Below are 24,157 nucleotides of genomic sequence, written 5' to 3' on the forward strand. Positions count from 1 at the left end.
TCCATCCTACCTCACCCCCAATATTTTTACTGTGTATTGCAGCGGCGTTCCTAACAGTTCTGGCATAATACCAATTGCAAGAATACAAGTGAGCAAGAGTACAATCGGAACGTATTCCCAGCCGCGGACATCCGGCCTCGCTGCCAATTCCTTCTTTCCAAATGTCACTTGAAGCGTAGCCCTTAGGACATATACCGCTGTTAAAATGATTCCAAGCGCACCGATCGCCGCGAGCATTGGCTTCCCTTGAAATAGTCCGAGGAATGCAAGAAACTCACTAACAAACCCAGACATGCCCGGAAGGCCAAGCGAAGCCATGCTTCCTGCTAATAAGAAACCACTTAACACAGGAACTTGTTTTGCAAGGCCACCAAGCTTCGTAATGTCAGACGTGCCAAAACGCCCCTCAATCATGCCGAGCAAGCAAAATAGTAGCGCTGCAATTAAACCGTGAGATACGACTTGAAATAGCGCTCCCTTCATACCGGCTGCATTCAGTGCCCCAAGTCCCATTAAAACGATTCCCATATGCGAAATACTGGAATAAGCGAGTACCTTTCGAAAATCTGTTTGAATGATCGCTAGAAAAGCACCGTATAGCAAGTTGATTACCCCTAAAATCGCCAGTAGCATCGCAAAGTCTTGAAACTGCTCCGGGAATAGCCCCTTCCCAAAGCGAACGATGCCGTATGCTCCAATCTTGAGCAGAACACCCGCATGGAGCATCACCACAGCAGGATGGGCCTCGACATGCACATTCACCATCCAGCGATGCAAAGGGAATACCGGTAGCTTAATAGCAAAGGCTATCATAAGTGCAATGAATAAACCGAGCTGCAATGAACTTGAAATATCGCCCAGAAGCGCCGTGTCCACCCCAGTCAAAATATCTTTTAAATCTGCAATATTTGTTGTACCCGTTTTTGCAAAGAGGATAGAGAAAACAATGAGTAAAATCGCTGATCCAATTCCGTTATAAATCAAATAACTATAGGCAGCTTTTTCACTGTTCAATTTCCCCCACTTTCCAATAAGCAAAAACATCGGTGGTAATGTAATTTCAAAGAAGACAAAGAATAGAAGTAAATTTTCTGCTGCAAAGACACCGAGCATCCCAATTTCAAGTGTTAATAAAAGCATGTAAAAACCTTTTATATTTTTTTGAATGGAAAAGGCAGTAATCGCCGCAAGTGTTGCTAAAAGCGCCGTGAGTATCATCATCACAAGCGAAAAGCCATCGATACCAAGCTCATAGTAAATAGAAAACAACTTTTCATCTACGCCCGGAAAATGTCCGAATTGAATCCATTTCACCTTTTCAGCAAACATCGTTAAGCTCTTTCCGGAAGCATATGTACTAGCCAGAACAATCGCGATGCCAAGCGGAAGAATTGTTCCGAACAAACCGAGGACTCGCACTGCACGCACTTCCGTTTTCGGTATTAACGTAAGTAAGAGAATCCCTAGAAGCGGGGAGAAAATGAAGAATGATAATAATAATGCATTCATTGCCAATACCCCCCCGTATATAACAGAATGACAACTAATGTCGCCACGGAAACAGCCACTGCGGTTCCGTATACTTGTACGTTTCCGTTTTGAAGTTTAGAACCAACAATGCTTGCTCCTCTCACAATACCTCTGATTAACTGGGCGATTCCTTCCACAATATAGACCTCACATAAGTGAAGCACATAAGCGATTCCTTTTACGAGCGGGAGCACAGTCACACTATACAGTTCATCTACATAATATTTTTCCTTAAGGAGGCTATATAGGACTGTTTCTTTTCCGCCATCCCGATCTCTAGAAATAGATCGTTTCCCATAGATAAGATATGCCGCGAGAATGCCCGCAAACGAAACGAGTGTCGCAACAATCATAATCCACACCGGACCATGACTTTGCTCTACTTGGAACGGGACATTCTTTGTAAGCCAGTCCCCAAGAAACGTGCCAAACCAAGGCGTATTGATATACCCTGCCAAAACTGCAAGAATACCAAGGACAATCATCGGAAATGTCATGACGCGCGGAGATTCATGCACATCCTCTTCTTTCTTCGCCTCTCCTGTAAAAACGAGAAAGTATAACCGGAACATGTAAAACGCCGTTAAAAATGCTGCGAGAACCGCAAGGACAAACAAAACATAATTGCCGTGCATCCACGTCGCCGCCAAAATTTCATCCTTACTAAAAAAACCTGAGAAGAGCGGGACACCACTAATTGCTAGCGTGCCGATTAAGAAGAGTAGCCCCGTCACTTTCATTTTCTTCTGCAATCCGCCCATTTCATTAATGTTTTGCGTATGCACCGCATGAATGACGCTTCCTGCCGCTAAGAAAAGCAATGCTTTAAAGAAAGCATGTGTCGTCAAATGAAAGACTCCAGCAACGTATCCTGCCGAGCCAAGCGCGAGCATCATATAGCCGAGCTGGCTCACTGTTGAATATGCGAGGACTCTTTTTATATCCGTTTGTACGAGGCCAATGGACGCAGCAAAGATTGCAGTAAAGGCGCCAACAACCGCGACTGTTTGCATCGCTGCAGGACTTGCAGAGAATAGCGGAAACATCGTTGCCACTAAGTACACACCTGCTGCAACCATCGTTGCCGCGTGAATGAGCGCAGATACAGGCGTTGGCCCTTCCATCGCATCCGGTAGCCACGTATGAAGCGGAAACTGACCTGATTTCCCCATGGCACCAATAAAGATCAAGATTGCCGTGAGCGTTATCATAGTAGGTGATATGTCTCCCATTTTCATCGCTTTAAAGATTACTTCATATTCAAAGCTACCAGCCTGCCAGAAGAGTAAAATCATCCCGATAAATAAACCTACATCTCCAATACGCGTCATAATAAATGCTTTTTTCGCAGCAGCCTTCGCTTCCTCTTTAAAGAAATAGAAACCAATTAGTAAAAACGAGCCAAGTCCAACTAATTCCCAAAATATATAAAGCTGTAGTAAATTCGTCGAGATAACAAGCCCGAGCATCGCAAATGTAAAGAGCCCTAAATACGCATAAAATACGGGCAACCTCTCATCACCATGCATATACCCTTTTGAATACACATGTACAAGGAAGCTAACGAGTGTCACAATAAAAAGCATCAAAGCATTTAATGCGTTAATCTCAAAACCAAACGAAAGATCCACATCACCAATTCGGAGCCATAACCACTGATGCTTTACTGTTTCTGATGAAAACCGTTCTATTAATACAGTCGCCGCACCCACAAAGGAAAGAAATGTGAGAAAGATACCAAGTAAGCTGCTTCCTTCTCTCAATTTTCCCCCAAACATAACGAGCAAAAAAAACGAGGTAAGTGGGAAAAGCGGTATGAGCCATGCATAATCGATCATTGTTTCCTTCCCCCTTTTCGGTCACAATGCTAACCCTTAAGCGAATCCATTTCATCTACGTTAACTGTTGCATGTTTACGATATAACGCAATTAATATTGCAAGTCCAACTGCTGCTTCAGCTGCGGCAACAGACATCGTAAACAGTGAAAAGATTTGTCCTGTTAAGTTCGGAAAAAAACCTAATTTACTAAAGGCGACTAGGTTTAAATTCGCCGCATTTAGCATCAGTTCAATACAAACTAAAACAATGACCGTATTCCGCTTTGTTAAAGCCCCGAATAAACCGATGCAAAACAGAATAATGGCAAGAGCTAAGTAGGCGGAAGTTGGAACACTACTCATTGGAATCCCCCTCTTTCTCATCCTTCTTCGCAAGTACAATTGCCCCAACAAGTGCAACAAGTAAAATAACCGACGTTAATTCAAATGGAATGACATATTTCGAATATAAGAGTGTACCAATTTGAAGTGTGTTTTGTTCATGAAGTGGTACACTTCCTTGTACACTTCGATTTGTAAAATCTATATTATTAACAGCGAAATACATCACCCCGCCAAACACTACTACTGCGAAAAAGATGAGCCATTTACGAAAACTAAAACTAGATTCATTTTCAGCGTCATGTTTCGTTAACATAATGCCAAAAATCATAATAATCGTAATCGCCCCGGAATAAATTAAAATTTGCGCTACTCCAACAAACTCTGCCGATAATAGAAAATACAATCCCGCAATGCTAAGAAACGTAAACACAAGCGCGAGCATCATATGCATGACTTTCGTTAAGTTCAGCATAAGAATACCACCGATAATCGCCGTTAAGGATAGTAAAAAAAACGCTATCAACTCGCCGTTCATGCTTTATTCTCCTTTCTGACGTTCTCATCATTTTCATCTAGCCACTGCAAATTTTTAAACAAATCATCACGCGTATACTCCGCTAGCTCAAAATTGTTTGTCATAACGATTGCCTCTGTTGGACAAACCTCTGTACATAAATCGCACAGAATACAAATTTCAAAGTTAATATCGTACGTATCAATGATTTTTCCTTTTTTCGCCGGATCCGGATGCTTCTTCCCTGTTAGTTGAATACAGTCAGTTGGGCAGATGTTGGCACATTGGTTACAAACAATACACTTTTCTGGATAAAATTTTTGAATCCCTCGAAAGCGATCTGGTAGTGGCAATGGTTGATTGGGATAATCGTACGTTACTTTTTTCTTACTTAAGTTGCTAAGCGTATACTTTAATCCTTTAAATAGTCCTTTCATATCTTAGTGGCACCCCCCTCATGGATTAGAAGAACAACTCCTTAATCAATGCCGTTAAGAAAATGTTCGCAAGTGCGATTGGCAATAATACCTTCCAGCCAAACTCCATTAATTGATCGCCCCTGATACGTGGAAACGTAACGCGGAACCAAATTAAGAGAAAGACCACCGCGCTAAACTTTAAGGCAAACCATACAGCTCCAGGAATAAAACCAAGGAACATAACTGGATTCCATCCTCCTAGGAAGAGCACCGTAATGAGCGAAGCCATTCCAAAGAAGTATACATATTCAGAAAGCATAAAGAATGCCCAGCGAAACCCCGAATACTCTGTATGATATCCAGAAACAAGTTCCGATTCCGCCTCTGGTAAGTCAAACGGCGTCCGGTTCAACTCTGCAACCGCTGCGATTAAGAAAATTACAAAACTGATTGGCTGTGCGAAAATGTACCAAACCTTCTCCTGCGCCGCTACAATTTCATTTAAATTAAGACTGCCAGCTAATAAGACAACACCAATGACGCTCATTACAAGCGGAATTTCATAGGAAATCATTTGCGCTGCCGCACGCATCCCGCCTAAAAGTGAATATTTATTGTTTGATGCCCATCCCCCGGTCACAACACCAATCGTTGTAATCCCTGATACAGCAATATAGTAAAGAAGCCCGACTCCAATATCTGCAAACTGAAATTTATCCGTAAATGGAATGACTGCAAGCACCATAAAAGCTGGTGCAAATGCAATAACAGGTGCCAATATAAACAGCGGCTTATCTGCGGCTTTCGGAATGCTATCTTCTTTTAATAAAAGCTTTAAAACGTCAGCAACTGTTTGCAGTAAACCGAATCTGCCGCCGACCTGGTTCGGACCAATCCGCCCTTGCATAAATCCCATCACTTTTCGCTCTGCTAAAATCCCATATGTAACAAATCCAAGGACAGCAAATAAAAGAAGCACCGCTAACCCAAAAAAGATGAAAAAATTTGTCCAGCTTGCCGATGACTCTAAGAGCCGCTCTATCATCACCCATCAACCTCCCCAAGCACAATATCAACGCCACCTAAAATCGTAATTAAGTTCGCGATATTTTCGCCCTTCAAAAGCTTCGGTAAAATTTGAAGGTTGTAGAAAGATGGCCTGCGGAACTTTAAGCGATACGGCTCTTTCTTTCCTTCACTAGCAATATAACAGCCAATTTCTCCGCGCGGCGACTCGATCCGGACAAATACCTCGCCCTTTGGTGCCTTAATAATTTTCGGCACTTTCGCCAACACTGGCCCTTCTGATGGGAATTGCTCAGCCGCCTGCTCAATAATTTTGAGAGACTCCTCAATCTCTCCCATCCGACAAACGTAACGATCCCAAGCATCCCCCACGTTTCCTACCGGAATATCAAAATCAAAGCGATCATAAATAGAGTACGGTTCATCCTTGCGAAGATCCCACTTCACACCTGTGCAGCGTAAATTTGCCCCGCTAAGCGAATAAGAAAGCGCATCTTCCGCGCTATATATTCCAACGCCCTTCACACGATTCAAGAAAATTTCGTTTCCGCTCACAAGGTCGTGATAGCCTTTCAATTGCTCCCTCATATATGGAACAAACTCACGGACCTTTCGGATCCAGCCATCTGGAGCATCCCATTTTACACCGCCCACTCGCATGTAATTAAACGTTAGCCGCGCACCACAGAGTTCATTTAAGAGATTAATAATCATCTCCCTCTCCCGGAATGCATATAGAAACGGACTAACCGCTCCAATATCAAGAAGGTTTGTTCCCCACCAAACGAGGTGACTCGCAACGCGGCCAAGCTCCATTGCAAGTACTCGCAAATATTCTGCACGCTCTGGAATTTCAAGGCCCATCATTGTCTCAACAGCGTGACAAATCACATAGTTATTCGTCATCGCTGATAAATAGTCCATTCGATCTGTATAAGGAATAATTTGTGTATACTGCAAGCTCTCTGCGATTTTCTCTGTTCCACGGTGTAAATACCCAATGACAGGTGTAGCCTCCTTAATAATTTCCCCATCAATTTTAATAACAAGCCTAAATACACCGTGCGTACTCGGGTGCTGCGGTCCTACATTTAAAAGCATTTCTTCTGTACGGATCATAATGCTACACCTCCACATCCAAAGGCTCATAATCTTTTCGAAGCGGATAACCCGCCCAATCATCTGGCATTAAAATACGCGTTAAATTGGGATGACCTTCAAAGACAACACCAAGCAAATCATACGCTTCTCGCTCTGGCCAGTTCGCCCCGTGCCATAGCGGCGCAATCGATGCTACCCGCGGCGCCTCCCTATCTACCTTCACCTTCACTGCTACAGATTGACGCTTTCCATATGAAAACAAATGGACATACACTTCCATATGTGTAACGAAATCCGTCGCATGTAACTCCGACATATAATCAAAGGCAAGTCCTTCATGACACTTTAATAATTCCATCACTTCATAGTAATTCTTCGGCTCAACAACAAGCGTTGGTACATCTTTTGAAAGTTTATTAATATAGTAATCTACTAATGAATGTTCGCCTGTCTTCTCCTTAATAATCTTTACATAAGCATCTAAATATGGCTGATTCGATGATGGTTCTTCCTGCTCCGGCTCTTCTTCCTTCTTACCCGCAGCACCTTTTGCCTTGGCAGCAGCTGCCGCCTTTGCTTTCGCCACTGCAATTGCCTTTGCCTTTTCATCGTTAGATGGCGCTCCGCCTTCTGTTGCTTTTTGTTTTGCCAACGCGGCTGCCTTTGCTTTTGCTGCTGCCACGGCTTTCGCCTTCGCTTTTGCCCTTTCCTCTTCCGATATCGCTTCGCCTTCTGCTCCTTTCTGCTTTGCTAGCGCTGCCGCTTTTGCCTTTGCTACTGCCGCGGCTTTCGCCTTCGCTTTTGCCCTTTCCTCTTCCGATATCGCTTCGCCTTCTGCTCCTTTCTGCTTTGCTAGCGCTGCCGCTTTTGCCTTTGCTGCTGCCGCGGCTTTCGCCTTCGCTTTTGCTTTTTCCTCTTCCGATATTGCCTCGCCTTCTGCTCCTTTCTGCTTTGCTAGCGCTGCCGCTTTTGCCTTTGCTGCCGCGGCTTTCGCCTTCTCTTTTGCCCTCTCCTCTTCCGATATCGCTTCACCTTCTGCTCCTTTCTGCTTCGCTAACGCTGCCGCCTTTGCTTTTGCTGCCTCTACGGCAAGTCGTTTGGCTTCCTCTATATTTATCTCCACATCTTTTGGTAGCGCTTTCTCTTTTTCTTCTCCTTGTACCTCATCCTTAGACAGTTCCGCCTCATGCCTAGCAGCAAGCCGTTTCCGCGCTTCTTCTTTCGCATGTCTTGCCGCCTCTTTTTTCATGTCCTCTATCTCTTTATTCGGATCGCTCATCTATTCGTCACCTGCTTTCCAGTCTTTGCTTCGTAACGAATCTTCTCTTTTAATTTATTAATCCCATAAATTAAAGCAGCTGGGTTCGGGGGACATCCTGGAATGTACACATCTACCGGTACGATTTGGTCCACCCCTTTCACAACAGCATACGAGTTCACATACGGGCCACCAGCTGTTGCACAAGAACCCATTGCAATAACCCATTTCGGTTCTGGCATTTGATCGTATAAACGACGCACAATTGGTGCCATTTTCTTTGTTACTGTTCCTGAAACAATCATGACATCTGATTGCCTCGGCGATGTCCGGAAAAATGACCCAAACCGGTCTAGATCATAATGCGATGAGCCAACTCCCATCATTTCAATCGCGCAGCATGCAAGTCCAAATGTCATCGGCCATAAAGAATTACTACGCGCCCATCCTTTTATCTGTTCAAGTGTTGTAAAAAAGATATTTCTCTCTAATTCCGCTCGTTCCCCTGGATGTAAATCTTCAAAATTTATAACCATTGTAACACCTTCTTTTTCCAAGCATAGGCCAAACCAATGAGCAACATAATGACAAAGATCAACATTTCAATAAGCGCGAACAAACCAAGCTTGTCATATGCGACAGCCCACGGATATAAAAATACAGTTTCCACATCAAAAATGACAAACAATAATGCAAAAATATAATAACGAGCATGAAAACGAACATTTGCATCATGATAGGGTTCAATTCCGCTTTCGTACGTCGTTGCCTTTGCTGCACTTGGTTTATGTGGGCGCAGCAGCTTGCCTAATGTAAGAGCCACTACCGGCAGTAATATGCCCAATAGTAAAAAGATGCCAACAATCATATAACTATTTTCATATACATTTGCCACCCTGAAGCCCTCCCCCCTAAATTAAGAACAAGTTCACTTAGTAAACAATATGTCTCACCTGCATTATTTATTATTTTTAAATTTTTCTAAATAATGCGATTATTTATTATTATAACAAACTTCAAATTCCCATGTCGATATATTGGGAAAAAGAAAAACCAAGTAACTAGAGGATGACTTCGCTCTATGTTGCTTGGTTTACAGCAATTATAATTAATTTCACTCTCACAAAAAAACTAGCACGAATGATTAATTTCATGCTAGTCGGTTTTTTTAAAAGTAGTATCTTCTTTTTTATAATATTTCTTTGAAATTTCCTTATAAAACGCAGCAGATGTCGTGTGAAAATATGGAGCTAACCATAGGAAACCAATTCCTAAATAAAGATGCTATGCTTTCTCTGATACATACTGATAAAAATGAGCAGTCGTTGTACTAATATATGGACAGAGCCAAAGCAACCCAAACCCGAAAGGAATCATCGCTAATATTCCCCAACCAATGAAACTAAGCCATAAAAGGAATAAATCCATTTTATGTCCTTTCATTATTTTTTTACTTTCTTTCATCGCTTGTAAAACACCATATTCCGGATTGTCTATCATAACATAATAAGTCATCACATATGAAAAGGATGCAATAATAATGACAATAAATGAAACAAATAATAAAACAAAAAATGCGATTGCTGATCCTTCCCCAGCACCCCCTGTCTCATCTCCTAACAAACCGACAATAATTAATAGCACGAAAGGAATCCATATTCCAGAATATAAAAATATTAAAATCATCGCCTTTGCAGCATTCATCATTCTTCTAAAGCCGCGAAAACCTTCAAATAAAGCATCTATTGTAGCACCTTTTCTCCTGCTAATATTTAAAAACACATTCGTGTAACCATACGCTGTAATACCATATGACATAAGACTCATAAACATCATAAGTCCATACAAAATAACGAAAGTAACCGTAAAGCCGATTGTCACCGTTTCCCCTTCAAATAAATCGATAGAATCACCAAGTAACATAAATAAGAGAACAAAAGGAATAATAACAATAAGAGTTGCAAACAGTGATAGAATATAACTTAAAATACCATATAACAGTGTTGAACCTACGCCAAGCCCCCATTTTCCCCTTAATGACTGTAAAGCTTCTCGTTTCATTTCACCAATCACTTTCTCATCTCCTTTTCTAATCACAGTTGTAAAGCGTTTCCCTAGATATATTCAGAATAATTATACCATTTTGGGGGATTTTTTTTTCATTATATAATTAGATTTTGATATAACAAAGTCTAAAAAAGAAAGCGTTGTTACCCATAAGTTATAAAAAAGTCCGTAAAGGAATGAACCTTTACGGACTTTTTTTATTTCATATCAGAAACGTTCAAACGGTTTACTGCACGCTGCAGCGCCAGTTCTGCACGCTTGAAGTCAACATGTACTTGTTTATCTTGCATACGTTGCTCAGCACGGCGCTTCGCTTCGTTTGCACGATGAATATCGATATGGTTTGCTTCTTCAGCAGATGGTGCTAATACTGTTACTTTATCTGGACGAACTTCGATAAAGCCACCGCTTACTGCTATATAATCAGTGTGACCGCCATTTTTCAAACGAACCGCACTAATTTTCAGCGGTGCAACAGTTGGAATGTGACCTGGTAAGATCCCCATTTCCCCACTTTCTGCCTTCACGCTTACCATTTCTACTTCTTTTTCGTAAACCGGTCCATCAGGAGTTACAATACTGACTGGAAATGTCTTCATAATTCGTCCCTCCTAAGGCCTTACGCCATCATTTTCTTCGCGTTTTCAATAACTTCTTCAATACTACCAACAAGACGGAATGCATCTTCTGGAAGGTCATCATATTTTCCTTCTAGAATTTCTTTGAAACCACGAACTGTTTCTTTTACAGGTACGTAAGAACCTTTTTGACCTGTAAATTGCTCCGCTACGTGGAAGTTTTGTGATAAGAAGAACTGAATGCGACGAGCACGTTGTACAACTAACTTATCTTCTTCAGAGATCTCATCCATACCTAAGATAGCGATGATATCTTGAAGCTCTTTATAACGTTGAAGAGTTTGCTGTACTTGACGAGCTACTTCATAATGCTCTTCTCCTACGATTTCTGGAGAAAGTGCACGAGATGTAGATGCTAATGGATCTACCGCTGGGTAAATACCCATTTGTGTTAAACGACGCTCTAAGTTTGTTGTTGCATCTAAGTGAGCGAACGTTGTAGCTGGTGCTGGGTCAGTATAGTCATCGGCTGGTACATATACCGCTTGGATAGACGTGATAGACCCTTTATTTGTAGATGTAATACGTTCTTGTAATTGACCCATTTCTGTTGCAAGTGTTGGCTGATAACCTACCGCAGATGGCATACGACCAAGAAGGGCAGATACTTCAGAACCCGCTTGCGTGAAACGGAAGATGTTATCGATGAACAATAGTACGTCTTGTCCTTGCTCATCACGGAAATGTTCAGCCATTGTTAAACCTGTTAATGCAACACGTTGACGTGCACCAGGTGGCTCGTTCATTTGTCCGAATACCATCGCAGTTTTCTTGATTACGCCAGAATCGCTCATTTCATGGTATAAGTCGTTACCTTCACGAGTACGCTCACCTACACCAGCGAATACAGAGATACCACCGTGCTCTTGGGCGATGTTGTTAATTAATTCCTGAATTAATACTGTTTTACCTACACCGGCACCACCGAATAGACCGATTTTACCACCTTTAATGTAAGGAGCAAGTAAGTCTACTACTTTAATACCAGTTTCAAGAATTTCTACTTTTGTAGATAACTCTTCGAATGCAGGTGCTTGACGGTGAATTGGATCACGGCGTACATCTGCTGGAACCTCACCATCTAAGTCAATTGCATCACCTAATACGTTAAATACACGACCAAGTGTTGCATCACCAACTGGAACAGAAATCGCTTTGCCAGTATCTTCTACTGCAGTACCACGAACAAGTCCGTCTGTGGAAGACATCGCAACTGTACGAACTGTATCATCACCTAAGTGAAGTGCAACTTCTAAAGTTAAGTTAACTGCGTCTTGTTTAATTCTAAGGGCATTGTAGATTTCAGGTAGCTTTCCGCCGTCAAACTTAACGTCTACAACCGGACCCATGATTTGCGTAACGCGCCCTTTATTCATCGGGTTCCCTCCTAGCTTTCTTTAAATTAGCCAGCTTTCTATGAGAGTCGGCTTTCATTTTTTATTAGTATAGCTTGGGCGACTCTTCCAAAAGAGCCGCTTCCGCTTTTTATTAATCTAGCTCCAGCGGTTAGAATGCTCGGTGACTTCGCTTTTTCCTGCGAGGCAAAGAGCGCCTCTACGTCAAAAGCTCCATCCCCCTCCCATTCTGAACGAACCGCTTCCGCCTTATATTACTATTCTAACGCTGCTGCGCCACCAACGATTTCCGTAATCTCTTGCGTAATCGCTGCTTGACGAGCACGGTTGAATGAAAGTGTAAGTGAATCGATAACTTCCATCGCGTTGTCTGTAGCACTTTTCATTGCTGTCATACGCGCTGCGTGTTCACTTGCTTTACCGTCTAGTAATGCACCGTACACTAAGCTTTCTGCGTATTGTGGCAATAACACTTTTAAGATATCTTCTTCAGAAGGTTCAAATTCATAAGCTGTCGTCGGTTTGTCAGACGTCACTTCCGTAAGCGGTAAAATTTTATTTTCCGTTACTTCTTGTGAAATTTTACTTACAAAATGATTGTAGTAAATGTACAGTTCATCATAAGCACCATCTGCGAACATCGCGATTGCTCGAGAAGCAAGGTCTTTAACATCTGTAAATGATGGGTGGTCAGATAATCCAACTACTTCATCAATAATGTTAAAGCCGCGACGTTTTAAATAATCACGTCCTAGTCGTCCAAGCACAATAATTGAATATTGGTTTGAATCCATATTATGACGTTCACGAATTACGTTACTTACTGTACGTAATACGTTACTGTTATAACCACCTGCTAGTCCGCGATCAGATGTAATAACGATGTATCCTGTACGTTTTACAGGACGCGCTGTTAGCATTGGATGATTGATCCCTTTGCTACCTTGCGCAATACTCGCTACTACTTCTTGAATCTTTTCCATATACGGAACGAAAGATTTAGCATTTTGCTCTGCACGACTTAACTTCGATGCAGATACCATCTCCATCGCTTTCGTAATTTGACTCGTTTTCTTAGTCGAGTTAATTTTCGCTTTTATATCGCGTAAAGATGCCACAGGTTTTCACCACCTTTTTTCCGGAAGTTGGCACGATTAGTAAGAATCCTTTTCGTTCATCTTTCTAATCTACGTTGCAAGATATTCTTGCTCATGATTGAAGGAAAAGAATAGGTGCACCTACTCTTTTCCTCTACATAACCGTCAGCAATTCCTGTAAGAGTTGCCTGTTTATATAATCTAGTTTCAGCGGCAGAAGCCGCTTCCGCTTTTTATTATTCAGAAGCTACGAATACTTTTTTGAATCCGTTGATTGCTGCTGCAAATTTATCGTCATCCGCAAGTTTCTTTGTTGTGCGAATTTCACTTAATAGCTCAGCTGCATTTGAATCTAACCAAGCATGGAATTCTTCTTCAAAACGAGTGATATCTGCTACTGGGATATCATCTAAGAATCCACGTGTTAAAGCGTAAAGAATGATAACTTGTTTCTCTACTCGTAACGGTTTGTGTAATCCTTGTTTTAATACTTCAACTGTGCGAGCACCACGGTTTAATTTCGCTTGTGTTGCTTTATCAAGGTCAGAACCGAACTGAGCGAACGCTTCTAACTCACGGTAAGATGCAAGGTCAAGACGAAGTGTACCCGATACTTTACTCATCGCTTTAATCTGAGCAGATCCACCAACACGAGATACTGAAGTACCTGCATCGATCGCTGGACGTACGCCAGAGAAGAATAAATCAGATTGTAAGAAGATTTGTCCATCTGTAATAGAGATTACGTTTGTTGGGATGTAAGCTGATACGTCCCCTGCTTGTGTTTCGATGAAAGGTAGAGCTGTTAAAGAACCGCCGCCTTTTGCATCACTTAATTTTGCCGCACGCTCTAGTAAGCGAGAATGTAAGTAGAATACATCCCCTGGATATGCTTCACGACCTGGAGGACGACGTAATAGTAATGAAAGCTCACGGTAAGCAGCTGCTTGTTTTGATAAGTCATCATATACTACTAATACGTGTTTACCATTGTACATGAACTCTTCACCCATTGTTACACCAGCATAAGCAGCTAAGTATAATAATGGAGCTGGTTGAGAAGCTGATGCAGTTACAACGATTGTGTATTCTAACGCACCGTGCTTACGTAGTGTTTCTACTACGTTACGTACTGTAGATTCTTTTTGTCCAATTGCAACGTAGATACAAATCATATCTTCATCTTTTTGATTTAAGATTGTATCAAGTGCAACTGCTGTTTTACCAGTTTGACGGTCACCGATGATTAACTCACGTTGACCACGACCGATTGGTACAAGAGCATCGATCGCTTTAATACCTGTTTGAAGTGGCTCATGAACAGATTTACGATCCATTACACCTGGTGCTGGACTTTCGATTGGACGAGTGCTTGTTGTATTGATTGGGCCTAAACCATCTACTGGTTGACCTAATGGGTTTACAACACGACCGATTAGTTCTTTTCCTACTGGCACTTGCATGATGCGACCAGTACGACGAACTTCGTCACCTTCACGGATTTCTGTGTAAGGTCCTAAAATAATGATACCTACGTTATTTTCCTCTAAGTTTTGTGCTAGTCCCATAACGCCGTTAGAGAACTCTACAAGTTCACCAGCCATAACGTTATCAAGACCATGAGCACGCGCAATACCGTCACCAACTTGGATAACTGTACCAACATCACTAACTTCGATTTCAGACTGATAGTTCTCAATTTGTTGCTTTATCAGTGCGCTAATTTCTTCAGCTCTGATGCTCATGTGCTTCACCCCTATCTATTCTTCATAAGTTCACGCTGAATACGTGCTAATTTTCCTTGTAAACTGCCATCATAAATGCGATTTCCAATGCGTACTTTAATGCCGCCTAGTAAATCTTCATCTACAACATTTTTTATACGGATTGCATCTTTTCCTGTTCTTTTTGCAAATGATTCTGCAATGTTAAGCTTTTCATCTTCTGATAGAAGACGAACTGAATATACAGTTGCATCAGCTACGTTACGTTCTTCATTAGCAAGAGCAACATATTCATTTGCAATTTCAGGTAGAATTTCAATACGTTTGTTATCAACTAAAATATATAGCGTATTTAAAATTGATTCAGAAACAGAAGCAAACACGTTAGAAAGAAACGTTTTTTTCTGCTCCTTTGAAATGTTTGGTTGTGTTAAAAAGCTATGTAGTTCTCCGTTTTTTACAAAAACGTTTTGTACAAGGCGTAATTCTTCCTCAAACATTTCTAATACGTGTTTTTCTTTTGCAATTTGAAAAAGAGCGACAGCATAACGTTTTGCTACAATCTCATTGCTCATCGCGCTTCTCCTACTTCTTTAATATAATCGCGAATTAACTTCACTTGGTCTTCTTCTTTTAATTCTTTCTCAATTACTTTAGAAGCAATTTGAACAGATAAAGAAGCGACTTGTTCTTGCAGAGCAGCAATCGCATGCTCTTTTTCGCGTTGAATTTCTTGTACAGCAGATGCTTTAATAGATTCTGCTTCTTCTTTTGCAGCAGCAACAATAACATCTTTTTGATCTTCTGCTTGCTTTTTCGCTCTTTCGATTAACTCTTGTGCTTCAACACGTGATTGTTTTAACATTTCACGTTGTTCTTCTACTAATTTCTTCGCCTCTGCATTGTTTTGTTCTGCAGCATCGATTTCACTAGCAACATGCTCTTCACGTTCCTTCATAATTCCCATCAAAGGACCCCAAGCAAATTTACGTAGCATAATTAATAAAATTAGGAAAACTAACAATGTATAAGCAATCGTTCCAAATGGAATGGCAGCTCCTAAAATTAAAGTTGGCACAAGGATTCACTCCCTTCGTGATATCTAAATTGACTATATGAAAAAAAAGACAACCATTTCGTTCATAAAGCAATGGCGAAGAAAGTCCAAAAACACTCTTCGCCATCTATGTAAGGGGAGTCTCCCTTATTTGTTCATTACGATGAATGCAATAACTACACCGATGATTGGAAGTGCCTCAACTAATGCAACCCCGATGAACATAATTGTTTGAAGTGCGCCTTTTAATTCTGGTTGACGAGCAACACCTTCGATTGTACGTGATACGATAAGACCGTTACCAATACCTGCACCTAATGCTGATAAACCAATTGCAATTGCAGCTGCGATTACACCTAAACTCATTTAATTTGTCCTCCTTTGTATTATAAAAAAATAGATTTTTTTACTTACTTATTAAAGTATATTAATGGTCATGACTTACTTTATGAGCCATATAAACCATCGTTAACATTGTAAAGATAAACGCTTGGATTGAACCAACGAATACACTGAATCCCATCCATGCTAACATCGGCACAATAGCACCTAATGCTCCAAGTACTGTACTTCCGCCTAATTTAGCAAGTAATCCTAATAAAATCTCACCAGCATAGATGTTACCGAATAGACGAAGACCTAACGTTAATGTGTTAGCAAATTCCTCAATAACCTTTAAAGGAAATAAGAACTTCATAGGTTGGAAAAATCCTTTTAAGTATTCTTTTGTACCCTTCATCTTAATTCCATAATAATGGGTGAGGGTAACTACCATCACGGCTAATGTTAATGTGACTGCTGGGTCAGACGTTGGCGATCTCCACCATGCAATGTGTTCACCAGCCTCAGTTGTTGAATACATGAATGGTAGGCCGAGCATGTTTGATACGAAAATAAACATCATAAGTGTAACGCCGAGTGTTAAAAAGCGTCCACCTGTTTTCCAGTCCATCGTACTGTTAATAATCCCTTTCGCAAAGTCTAAAATCCACTCAAGAAAGTTTTGCATTCCTGTTGGACGAAGAGCTAATGTGCGAGTTCCAATAACAGCGATTAAGAAAACAATAATTGCTGCCACAGTAACCATCATGACTGAGGACAAATCGAACGTTAAACCTAGAAATTCAACTAATTTACCGTGTTCCACTAGTAATTCACCTCTCTTCCCTGCTCTTATACTCTAAATAAAGAAAATCTATGATCATGACAAGATATCCTGTCAGCAATCCTACACCTAAGCTCCACATCGCAATTAAATGCTGATATTTCGCGGCAAATAAAATTAATAACCCAATCGTGGCAAATCTCGAATATGTACTAACAGCCGTCGCTTTAAATTTCACGTGTTCTCCATTTGTAACGCGATCTAATAGCTTGTCTGTTCTACGTGCAATGATGCGCAAACTAAGAAAACTGAAAATCGTTCCGATAATCAGTCCAAGAAATACATCCTTGTAAGAGGTAAATCCCCATCCTAGCACTAGAAGCGCAAGCAAGTAGTACATATATTTCTTTTGTCTGTGGACAAGTCCATGTACGTCTATCATCATTGCTCTCCCGAATAGTAATGTCGAATGAGTCGAATCATTGCGTAAATCCCTGTTCCTAATCCTAGCAATAAGCCTATAATAAGAAACAACGGAAACGTTCCAACCTTACTATCAATCCATTGCCCACCAAAAATTCCAACAAGAATGGAACCAACTAATTGAGCAAGAATACCTGACATTAAAGCATAAGCTTTTACCGGGTTGCGATCGTTTTTTTGCAAGGATTCATCCCTCCAATATGTAACCCTCATTCACGATGTGTTAATAATAACTCATTTTCTTGCATAAATTCTATACAAAATAAAAAGTTTACTTTTTCGTCACGGAATAGATGCAAATTTGTCACTGAAAGCCCTACCATCCATCCCCGTAGTTAGCATACAATAGGGTATTAGCACTGTCAACGAGAAATCGTAAAAAATCAAAAAATTTGAGTATTAGTAATTTCTTGCCAAAAATGAAAACGTTCCCCTTCTAAATACTGGTCAAAGATATCTGATTCCTTCAAGTTTTCTCCTTATAATAGAAGAAAAAGTTCACAAGTTTGTCACGATTATATTTTTACGATATAACGTTTTTCTTCTATAATATAGGGCTTATTAGACGTTTGACTTCTATATTATATGTGAAAAATATGCAAGTTATGTTGCATATACAAAAAATACCACACTCCTCCCCTGCCCTCAATATTTATACAAAAAAGACGAGTGGGGAATTCCCTCTCGTCTGTTGTCTTACTTCGTTCCAAATAAACGGTCACCAGCATCGCCAAGACCTGGAACAACATAACCATGGTCATTTAATTTTTCATCTAATGCCGCCACATAAATATCAACATCAGGATGTTCTTCTTGTACTACTTTTACTCCTTCTGGTGCAGCTACGATACACATTAATTTAATTTGCTTCGCACCGCGTTTTTTCAGAGAGTTAATTGCTTCAGCTGCAGAACCACCTGTTGCTAACATCGGATCAAGTACGATAAAGTCACGTTCTTCTACATCCGTTGGAAGTTTCACATAGTATTCTACCGGTTGCAATGTTTTTGGGTCACGGTATAAACCAACGTGTCCTACTTTTGCTGCTGGGATTAATTTCAGAATTCCGTCTACCATTCCTAAGCCTGCACGTAAAATCGGAATTAGACCAAGCTTTTTACCAGCGATCACTTTTGTTTTCGCTTTGCTTACAGGTGTTTCAATTTCGATTTCTTCAAGTGGAAGATCGCGTGTAATTTCAAATGCCATTAAGCTTGCTACTTCATCCACTAATTCACGAAATTCTTTTGTACCTGTATTTTTATCGCGAATATATGTAATCTTATGTTGAATTAACGGGTGATCAAATACATACAGTTTTCCCATGTGAATCTCTCCTTCAGATGATATTCATGCGTGCGTACACGCCGTTTTACACTATTTACGATTGTAAAGAAAACGCTACTAATATTCAAGGGCAAATTTGGAAAAGTTTCAAATCTATTATGAACCTACTTAATATCTTTACCAATTATGGAAGTCGTATCCTTCATTATATATCCAAAAATTATTCATTGTTTGTATACATACTTCGGAAGTTATCTATGTTCTCACTTAGCTAACCCGCTCTCCTATGTGAAAATATCCAAATTTCACTACCTTAAAACCCATTTATCCTGCCACTCGCAGACAGAGAAAACTAGAATTTCATATCTTCTACGGTAGAAACTATCACTTATAGAAGGTATTCTGAAAAACTATCTATTAAGAACTTGTGTTTCAAATGAAAAAAAGACTGCTGAAACAATATATGCTTCAGCAGTCTTCATCTAATCTATTATAGGTCTGTATACATTGGGAACTTATCTGTTAATGCTTCTACACGCTTACGTGCTTCTTCTAATGCAACTTCATCCTCATGATTTTTTAACGTATGAGCAATAATTGCTGCAATTTCATCCATTTCTTCTAATCCGAAGCCACGAGATGTTACCGCCGCTGTACCAATACGTACGCCGCTTGTTACAAATGGGCTTGCTGTTTCAAATGGGATTGTGTTCTTGTTTACAGTAATACCAACTTCATCTAATACATGCTCTGCAACTTTACCTGTAATATCTAGGTTACGAACATCGATTAAGATAAGATGGTTGTCCGTTCCACCAGAAACAAGTGTAAGTCCTTCCTTTTGAAGACCTTCTGCTAAGCGCTGTGCATTATTAATGATATTTTGTGCATATGTTTTAAAGTCTTCTTGAAGTGTCTCACCAAATGCAACAGCTTTCGCAGCAATTACGTGCATTAGTGGTCCACCTTGAATACCAGGGAAGATTGATTTATCAATTTGCTTTGCAAATTTTTCTTCACATAAAATCATACCGCCACGTGGGCCACGTAATGTTTTATGTGTTGTTGTTGTAACGAAATGTGCATGTGGTACTGGGTTTGGATGTAAACCTGCTGCAACTAAACCTGCGATATGTGCCATATCTACCATTAAGTATGCACCAACTTCGTCTGCGATTTCACGGAATCTCTTGAAATCGATAACACGAGGGTACGCACTTGCACCTGCAACGATTAATTTTGGCTTATGTTCTTTTGCTTTTGCTAACACATCATCATAATTGATGCGGTGTGATTCAGCATCAACGCCATATTCTACGAAATTATATTGTACCCCACTAAAGTTAACAGGGCTTCCGTGTGTTAAGTGACCACCGTGGGATAAATTCATACCAAGTACTGTATCGCCTTGCTCTAAAATCGTGAAGTATACAGCCATGTTCGCTTGTGCACCAGAGTGTGGTTGAACGTTCACATGCTCTGCGCCAAAGATTTCTTTTACGCGATCACGTGCAATATCCTCTACTATGTCTACATGCTCACAACCGCCATAGTAACGTTTACCAGGATATCCTTCTGCATACTTGTTTGTTAAAACAGAACCTTGTGCTTCCATTACAGCTTCACTTACGAAGTTTTCTGAGGCAATTAATTCAATTTTTGAACGCTGTCTTCCTAGTTCTGCTTCAATTGCAGCAAATACCTTTTCATCTTGACGTTTTAAATGATCCACCAAAATCCCCCTTTTCTGAACGAATTACACTGATTCCCGATAGTTTTTTCTTATTTATTGAGAAAAAACGAAAATTCAAGTTGTAATTCTTTAGAACCTTCATGTTTTCAACTACATTCTAACATGACTTTCTATATCATAAAAGAAAAAAAGACCGAGTTCGGTCTTTTCTTTTATCCTTTACGAAGTCAGACTACATACCTCTTTACATGTTATATAAAGGATACAGTATTTCTGTTTCTTCTTTATTTTTAGCTACAAGTAACTGCTTCTTCTACTGCCGCATATACAGCACGTGCCCCACCAATAAGTTTCGCACGTGTTTTAGCCATCGTTACGTGTGCACTTCCAATCTCTTTTACACGTGTACGAATTGGAACCGCAACATGTTTTAGATGCATACCAATAAATGTATCACCGATATCCATGCCCGCATCTGCTTTTATAAATTCCACGACTACAGGATCCTTTAGATTGTGATAGGCATATGTTGCTAATGCACCACCGGCTGATCTAACAGGCGTAACAGTTACAATTTCAAATTGATACTTCATTGCTACTTCTCTCTCTACTACTAAAGCACGATTTAAATGCTCACAACATTGGAATGCCAACTCTATACCAGCTTGCTCTTGAAATTGTTTTAGCTCAAAAAAAATCGCTTCCGCCACTTCCATCGTTCCTGATGTCCCAATTCTCTCTCCGAGCACCTCGCTCGTGCTACAACCCACTACAAAAATTTGCCCGCTTTGTAAAGAAGCTTGCTCTTGAAAATCAGAAAGCGATATTTGTAGCTGCTCTTTCATTTTTACTATTTCCGTCATGACGCCTCTTCCTTTCACAGATTGGTTCAACAAATTATAGTATGTCCTAATAGAAGATTACTTCGCTTCGTATGTTTTAATTTTCCCTACGCGATTTTCGTGACGTCCGCCTTCATAATCAGTTGTTAGCCAAATTTTTGCGATATCACGCGCTAAACCAGCACCAATTACACGCTCACCCATCGCTAACATATTCGTATCATTATGTTCTCTTGTTGCTCTTGCACTAAATGTATCATGTACTAACGCACAGCGAATACCGTGTACTTTATTTGCTGCAATTGACATACCAATGCCTGTTCCACAAATTAAAATACCACGGTCTACTTCACCATTTGCAACCATTTCTGCCGCTGGAAATGCAAAATCAGGATAATCAACAGAACCTGCTTCACATTCACATCCTAAATCAACATATTCAATATTCAATTCTTCTAATAAACTTACGATTTCTTTGCGGATATTCATTCCACCGTGATCAGATGCTACTACTACTTTCATTTTGACCCCTCCAAAATTTTAGTGAAACTTCTATCAAGTAGGATTACTTATCCCCACTGATGAATGATTGCAAAAGTTTGATACTCACTTGCTCATTCCAAGCAAGATCATCTCCAGTATCGTATTATACACGAAACATTAACCTTCTGAATATTTTTCCAATAAAGTTTGTACAAGTTTTTCCATCTCTACTAATGTTGATTGATAAATAGAAAGAGAACCGCCAAACGGGTCTGAAATATCTTTACTTGTACCCTCTACAAATTCATAGAATGTATGCACTTTCTCCCTAGCACTCGGATGATATTCAACCACAAGTTGTTTATGGCTTTCCGTCATCGTGAGTACCATATCAGCCCACTCAAGTAATTCATTCGTTATTTGCTGCGAAGCATGCGCTACTTTAATCCCCTTTTCTGCTAATGCATCTTTTGCATGTAAAGATGCATCACTTCCAAAACTGGCAAAAACACCAGCAGACTTCGCCTCAAATTTCCCTTCCCCATAGTGACGAAGCAACGCTTCTGCCATTGGGCTACGACATGTATTTCCAGTGCAAACAAACAACACTCGCTTCATCCAAATCCACTCCTTATGGTGAATGTCCTACATTCATCATAACGTACATTACAATGGAACAAAAGAAATGTGAACATACAAAAGGCGCATTTCCCTTTTATTTTTTCTAAGAGAAATACGCCTTATCCACATATATGTGAAACCCTAGTTCCAAGTACCTTCAATATAGTATCATACATCACTAAAACATCCCACGAAAAAAACTTATGACTAAATAAAATAAGGAATCCATTTCATATAAAATGGATTCCTTACAAAAAATCATTATTTCATTGTAACTTTCATTACTTCTGTTGAACCTTTTGTAGCTGAAACACCTACAGTTGTATTAATAGATTCAGCTGCATCTGTATTTGTAATAACAATTGGAGTAATTGTGCTTTTTGCTTTTTCGCGAATTAATTCTAAATCGAAAGAAATTAATTTATCGCCAGCTTTCACAGCTTGTCCTTCAGATACGTGAGCTTCGAAACCTTCGCCTTCCATTTTTACAGTTTCTAAACCAACATGGATTAAAATTTCTGTACCGTTTTTCGCTTTAATTCCAACAGCATGTTTTGTGTGGAATAATTGTACGATTTCGCCATCTACTGGTGATACAACTACACCTTCAGTGGGAACGATTGCAACACCGTCGCCCATCATACGACCAGCGAATACTGGATCTGGTACTTCTTCAATATTTTTCACTTCTCCAGTTAATGGAGCTACGAGTGTTTCTACATTTGTTTTTGAACCAAGGCCAAATAATTTTTTAAACATAGGATAGTCCTCCTTATAATTAGGTTGAAAATGTATAGGGCAATCCCTAGTAAAGATTGAGATACACGTAAGACTTCATACTTCAAATATTATATTGTAAAAACGCTTTCGAAAAGAATTACGTTATTACCAATAGACCCTTATTGTATCGCTTTGCAAAATTCCAGTCAATTCAGATTGTCTGAATAACAATTATGAGAATTAACTTCTTACTTGTATTTTCTCTTTTTCTCCTCCGCTCGTCTAGAGGTCTTTACAACATATTTATTTTTTATTATTGATTTGTAAAATTTTCTTCAAATTTTATAAGAAAGTCACTTGACTAAAGTAAGTAACTCATTTATTATAACTTACATAATGTAAGTAAATAACTTTTTGGAGGTTTTATAAATGATGAACATCGGTCTTCTTCTTATTCGTCTTGTTATCGGAATTACATTCATGGGTCACGGTACTCAAAAATTATTTGGCTGGTTTGGTGGTCACGGTCTGAAAGGAACAGGCGGCTGGATGGAATCAATCGGCTTACGCCCTGGCGTATTCATGGCATTTATGGCTGGCGCAACTGAGCTATTAGGTGGTTTCTTATTCGCTTCAGGTATCTTCACTTGGGTTGGCTCATTATTTATCGTTGGTACAATGCTAGTTGCAATCTTTACTGTACACGGAAAAAATGGCTACTGGGTAACACAAAACGGGTTTGAATATAACATGATCTTAATCGCTATTGCAGTTGGCGTTGCGTTAACTGGACCTGGCGCTTACATTTTACTTTAATCAGTTATCTCAAATTCAAGATATATAAGTGCAAATTGAAAAAACTTTTTTTAGGTGGGAGAGAGCATCCGGCCATGCATAGAAGCGGTCAGATCCTTTTCCAGCCCCATGCCAAGTGAAAACAAAGCGAGAAAATGAGTGCAGATCATCTTTTATT

General features: G+C 40.1%; 29 protein-coding genes. 1 reads left to right on the forward strand and 28 read right to left on the reverse strand.

Features of this window, described 5'->3' with window-relative positions; genetic code table 11:
- Positions 1-6 precede the first annotated feature (6 nt).
- The 28 genes from NSQ40_RS26910 to NSQ40_RS27045 form a co-directional block, all read right to left on the reverse strand.
- The gene (locus NSQ40_RS26910; protein ID WP_033797675.1) at positions 7-1,509 is read right to left on the reverse strand and encodes an NADH-quinone oxidoreductase subunit M; all 1,503 of its coding nucleotides are present in this window, start codon (positions 1,507-1,509) and stop codon (positions 7-9) included.
- The gene (gene nuoL, locus NSQ40_RS26915) at positions 1,506-3,368 is read right to left on the reverse strand and encodes an NADH-quinone oxidoreductase subunit L (RefSeq protein ID WP_033797674.1); all 1,863 of its coding nucleotides are present in this window, start codon (positions 3,366-3,368) and stop codon (positions 1,506-1,508) included. Before nuoL ends, NSQ40_RS26910 begins: the two co-directional genes overlap by 4 nt.
- Before the next feature lie 29 nt (positions 3,369-3,397).
- Entirely contained in the window at positions 3,398-3,712 is a 315-nt protein-coding gene (gene nuoK / locus NSQ40_RS26920) for an NADH-quinone oxidoreductase subunit NuoK (protein ID WP_018764934.1), read from the reverse strand.
- The gene (locus tag NSQ40_RS26925) at positions 3,705-4,229 is read right to left on the reverse strand and encodes an NADH-quinone oxidoreductase subunit J (RefSeq protein WP_016112671.1); all 525 of its coding nucleotides are present in this window, start codon (positions 4,227-4,229) and stop codon (positions 3,705-3,707) included. The genes nuoK and NSQ40_RS26925 overlap by 8 nt, the downstream gene beginning before the upstream one ends.
- Positions 4,226-4,645, reverse strand: coding sequence for an NADH-quinone oxidoreductase subunit NuoI (nuoI, locus tag NSQ40_RS26930; protein ID WP_003202066.1), 420 nt, complete (start codon positions 4,643-4,645; stop codon positions 4,226-4,228). The genes NSQ40_RS26925 and nuoI overlap by 4 nt, the downstream gene beginning before the upstream one ends.
- A gap of 25 nt (positions 4,646-4,670) precedes the next feature.
- Positions 4,671-5,672 carry an NADH-quinone oxidoreductase subunit NuoH gene (nuoH, locus tag NSQ40_RS26935; protein WP_003202063.1) on the reverse strand — a complete coding sequence of 334 codons (1,002 nt, stop codon included), beginning with the start codon at positions 5,670-5,672 and terminating at the stop codon, positions 4,671-4,673.
- A complete protein-coding gene (gene nuoD, locus NSQ40_RS26940) occupies positions 5,672-6,772 on the reverse strand; it encodes an NADH-quinone oxidoreductase subunit NuoD (protein WP_003202061.1) in 1,101 nt (366 codons plus the stop codon). The genes nuoH and nuoD overlap by 1 nt, the downstream gene beginning before the upstream one ends.
- A 4-nt stretch (positions 6,773-6,776) precedes the next feature.
- Entirely contained in the window at positions 6,777-8,033 is a 1,257-nt protein-coding gene (locus NSQ40_RS26945; protein WP_341286161.1) for an NADH-quinone oxidoreductase subunit C, read from the reverse strand.
- Complete coding sequence (gene nuoB, locus NSQ40_RS26950) at positions 8,030-8,548, reverse strand: NADH-quinone oxidoreductase subunit NuoB (RefSeq protein WP_018764931.1); 519 nt, start codon at positions 8,546-8,548, stop codon at positions 8,030-8,032. Before nuoB ends, NSQ40_RS26945 begins: the two co-directional genes overlap by 4 nt.
- Positions 8,539-8,907 carry an NADH-quinone oxidoreductase subunit A gene (locus tag NSQ40_RS26955; protein ID WP_003202297.1) on the reverse strand — a complete coding sequence of 123 codons (369 nt, stop codon included), beginning with the start codon at positions 8,905-8,907 and terminating at the stop codon, positions 8,539-8,541. Before NSQ40_RS26955 ends, nuoB begins: the two co-directional genes overlap by 10 nt.
- Positions 8,908-9,296: 389 nt before the next feature.
- A complete protein-coding gene (locus NSQ40_RS26960; protein ID WP_097786663.1) occupies positions 9,297-10,085 on the reverse strand; it encodes a DUF975 family protein in 789 nt (262 codons plus the stop codon).
- Between the two features lie 191 nt (positions 10,086-10,276).
- Positions 10,277-10,678, reverse strand: a complete 402-nt coding sequence (gene atpC / locus NSQ40_RS26965; protein WP_003202292.1) for a F0F1 ATP synthase subunit epsilon — start codon at positions 10,676-10,678, stop codon at positions 10,277-10,279.
- A gap of 20 nt (positions 10,679-10,698) precedes the next feature.
- Positions 10,699-12,093 carry a F0F1 ATP synthase subunit beta gene (gene atpD / locus NSQ40_RS26970; protein WP_006096653.1) on the reverse strand — a complete coding sequence of 465 codons (1,395 nt, stop codon included), beginning with the start codon at positions 12,091-12,093 and terminating at the stop codon, positions 10,699-10,701.
- A 236-nt stretch (positions 12,094-12,329) separates the two neighbouring features.
- The gene (atpG, locus tag NSQ40_RS26975; RefSeq protein ID WP_003202288.1) at positions 12,330-13,190 is read right to left on the reverse strand and encodes a F0F1 ATP synthase subunit gamma; all 861 of its coding nucleotides are present in this window, start codon (positions 13,188-13,190) and stop codon (positions 12,330-12,332) included.
- 215 nt (positions 13,191-13,405) lie between these two features.
- Positions 13,406-14,914: a F0F1 ATP synthase subunit alpha gene (atpA, locus tag NSQ40_RS26980; protein WP_003202286.1), complete on the reverse strand. Its 1,509-nt coding sequence runs from the start codon at positions 14,912-14,914 to the stop codon at positions 13,406-13,408.
- A gap of 11 nt (positions 14,915-14,925) precedes the next feature.
- Positions 14,926-15,468 carry a F0F1 ATP synthase subunit delta gene (locus NSQ40_RS26985; RefSeq protein WP_018764928.1) on the reverse strand — a complete coding sequence of 181 codons (543 nt, stop codon included), beginning with the start codon at positions 15,466-15,468 and terminating at the stop codon, positions 14,926-14,928.
- Complete coding sequence (gene atpF, locus NSQ40_RS26990) at positions 15,465-15,971, reverse strand: F0F1 ATP synthase subunit B (RefSeq protein ID WP_003202282.1); 507 nt, start codon at positions 15,969-15,971, stop codon at positions 15,465-15,467. Before atpF ends, NSQ40_RS26985 begins: the two co-directional genes overlap by 4 nt.
- 126 nt (positions 15,972-16,097) lie before the next feature.
- Positions 16,098-16,316 carry a F0F1 ATP synthase subunit C gene (atpE, locus tag NSQ40_RS26995; RefSeq protein ID WP_000052064.1) on the reverse strand — a complete coding sequence of 73 codons (219 nt, stop codon included), beginning with the start codon at positions 16,314-16,316 and terminating at the stop codon, positions 16,098-16,100.
- Positions 16,317-16,377: 61 nt separating this feature from the next.
- The gene (gene atpB, locus NSQ40_RS27000; protein WP_033796583.1) at positions 16,378-17,097 is read right to left on the reverse strand and encodes a F0F1 ATP synthase subunit A; all 720 of its coding nucleotides are present in this window, start codon (positions 17,095-17,097) and stop codon (positions 16,378-16,380) included.
- 7 nt (positions 17,098-17,104) lie between these two features.
- Positions 17,105-17,497, reverse strand: a complete 393-nt coding sequence (locus NSQ40_RS27005) for an ATP synthase subunit I (RefSeq protein ID WP_003202279.1) — start codon at positions 17,495-17,497, stop codon at positions 17,105-17,107.
- Positions 17,497-17,721: an AtpZ/AtpI family protein gene (locus NSQ40_RS27010; RefSeq protein ID WP_001171217.1), complete on the reverse strand. Its 225-nt coding sequence runs from the start codon at positions 17,719-17,721 to the stop codon at positions 17,497-17,499. The genes NSQ40_RS27005 and NSQ40_RS27010 overlap by 1 nt, the downstream gene beginning before the upstream one ends.
- A gap of 26 nt (positions 17,722-17,747) precedes the next feature.
- Positions 17,748-17,861, reverse strand: a complete 114-nt coding sequence (locus NSQ40_RS27015; protein ID WP_003202277.1) for a DUF4024 domain-containing protein — start codon at positions 17,859-17,861, stop codon at positions 17,748-17,750.
- A gap of 373 nt (positions 17,862-18,234) precedes the next feature.
- Positions 18,235-18,864, reverse strand: a complete 630-nt coding sequence (upp, locus tag NSQ40_RS27020) for a uracil phosphoribosyltransferase (RefSeq protein ID WP_003202275.1) — start codon at positions 18,862-18,864, stop codon at positions 18,235-18,237.
- Between the two features lie 451 nt (positions 18,865-19,315).
- Positions 19,316-20,557 carry a serine hydroxymethyltransferase gene (glyA, locus tag NSQ40_RS27025; RefSeq protein ID WP_003202273.1) on the reverse strand — a complete coding sequence of 414 codons (1,242 nt, stop codon included), beginning with the start codon at positions 20,555-20,557 and terminating at the stop codon, positions 19,316-19,318.
- Between the two features lie 251 nt (positions 20,558-20,808).
- Complete coding sequence (locus NSQ40_RS27030; protein WP_033796584.1) at positions 20,809-21,381, reverse strand: TIGR01440 family protein; 573 nt, start codon at positions 21,379-21,381, stop codon at positions 20,809-20,811.
- A gap of 57 nt (positions 21,382-21,438) precedes the next feature.
- Positions 21,439-21,882, reverse strand: a complete 444-nt coding sequence (gene rpiB, locus NSQ40_RS27035; protein WP_003202270.1) for a ribose 5-phosphate isomerase B — start codon at positions 21,880-21,882, stop codon at positions 21,439-21,441.
- 138 nt (positions 21,883-22,020) lie between these two features.
- Complete coding sequence (locus NSQ40_RS27040; RefSeq protein WP_033796585.1) at positions 22,021-22,461, reverse strand: low molecular weight protein arginine phosphatase; 441 nt, start codon at positions 22,459-22,461, stop codon at positions 22,021-22,023.
- Positions 22,462-22,725: 264 nt separating this feature from the next.
- Positions 22,726-23,223, reverse strand: coding sequence for a PTS sugar transporter subunit IIA (locus tag NSQ40_RS27045; protein ID WP_003202266.1), 498 nt, complete (start codon positions 23,221-23,223; stop codon positions 22,726-22,728).
- A 390-nt stretch (positions 23,224-23,613) separates the two neighbouring features.
- Between NSQ40_RS27045 and NSQ40_RS27050 the strand changes: the two genes are divergently transcribed.
- Positions 23,614-24,000 carry a DoxX family protein gene (locus NSQ40_RS27050; RefSeq protein ID WP_003209227.1) on the forward strand — a complete coding sequence of 129 codons (387 nt, stop codon included), beginning with the start codon at positions 23,614-23,616 and terminating at the stop codon, positions 23,998-24,000.
- Positions 24,001-24,157 lie beyond the last annotated feature (157 nt).

Source organism: Bacillus sp. FSL K6-6038 (assembly GCF_038050455.1).
Taxonomy (GTDB): Bacteria; Bacillota; Bacilli; order Bacillales; family Bacillaceae_G; genus Bacillus_A; species Bacillus_A pseudomycoides.